The sequence below is a fragment of the Limnohabitans sp. JirII-31 genome (assembly GCF_002778315.1).
In the GTDB taxonomy this organism is placed as follows: Bacteria; Pseudomonadota; Gammaproteobacteria; order Burkholderiales; family Burkholderiaceae_C; genus Limnohabitans.
The window spans coordinates 1-1,319 of the sequence record NZ_NESA01000033.1; the positions used below are offsets into that span (position 1 = coordinate 1).

The 1,319-nt window shown below is 55.1% G+C and carries 1 protein-coding gene and 1 other annotated feature; the gene reads left to right on the forward strand.

The genetic code is table 11. The features are described 5' to 3' along the window. Positions 1 to 50 precede the first annotated feature (50 nt). Positions 51 to 1,285 (forward strand): IS3 family transposase gene (locus B9Z41_RS16825; protein ID WP_100148229.1). Its coding sequence is split into 2 segments (ribosomal slippage): positions 51 to 342 and positions 342 to 1,285, totalling 1,236 coding nucleotides; the frame shifts between segments, so codons are not numbered across the junction. Then, positions 329 to 445, forward strand: a sequence feature (AL1L pseudoknot). It overlaps the preceding gene by 117 nt. Positions 1,286 to 1,319: the final 34 nt, after the last annotated feature.

Sequence of the window (1,319 nt, forward strand, 5' to 3'; positions counted from 1 at the left end):
TGAATCGCCCCGTGTTTTGAGGAGGCTCCAACCTTTGAGAAGATGGAGCTATGAGCAAATCAAATCGTTTTTCCCCCGAAGTGCGCGAACGCGCTGTTCGCATGTTGCAAGAGCATCGTGGCGAATATCAGTCCACTTGGGCCGCCATTGAGTCAATCGCATTGAAGATTGGCTGCGCTCCCCAAACCCTGCATGAATGGAGCCGCAAGCATGATGTCGACACAGGCATTCGTGAAGGCCTCACCAGCACCGAACGTGACCGAATCAAAGAACTTGAGCGTGAGAACAAAGAACTGCGAAGGGCCAATGAAATCTTGAAGGTCGCTAGCGCGTTTTTCGCCCAGGCGGAGCTCGACCGCCGACTCAAGCCTTGAAGCGTTTTATCGATCAGCACCGTAACACCTTCGGGGTCGAGCCAATTTGCAAGGTTCTGCAAATTGCCCCGTCTTGCTACAGGCGACACGCAGCCCAGCAACAAAACGCACAGCTTCGTTGTGCAAGGGCCAAGCGAGATGAGGAATTGATCCCCCACATTCAGCGGGTTTGGAATGCCAACTTGCAAGTCTATGGCGCGGATAAGGTCTGGCATCAAATGAACCGCGAGGGCATCACCGTCGCTCGTTGCACCGTGGAGCGTTTAATGAAACACATGGGGCTTCATGGCGTGAGGCGCGGCAAGGTGGTGCGTACCACGACTCAAGATAAGGCTGCGGCGTGCCCGCTGGACAGGGTTAACAGGCAATTCAAGGCCGAGCGGCCTAATCAGTTGTGGGTGTCTGACTTCACTTATGTCTCTACTTGGCAGGGCTGGCTGTACGTGGCGTTCGTGATTGATGTGTTTGCTCGGCGCATTGTGGGTTGGCGCGTGAGCAGTTCCATGCGCACGGATTTCGTGCTGGATGCGTTGGAGCAAGCCCTGTACGACCGTCAGCCCGAGCGCTCAGATGCATTGATTCATCACTCGGATAGGGGGTCTCAATACGTTTCCATCTTGTACAGCGAGCGTCTCGCGCAAGCAGGCATAGAGCCCTCGGTGGGGAGTCGTGGTGACAGCTATGACAACGCGCTGGCCGAAACGATTAACGGGCTATACAAGGCCGAATTGATCTATCGCCGTGCGCCTTGGAAAACGAAGGAGTGCGTGGAGCTTGCGACCCTTGAATGGGTGTCTTGGTTCAACCACCACCGACTGCTGGAGCGTATTGGGTATATTCCACCTGCCGAGGCTGAGACCAACTACTATCGGCAACTCGCTGAGAAGACCAACGCTAAGGCGTTAACTTAAACCAACTGGCCTCCTCGAAATGCGGGGCGATTCA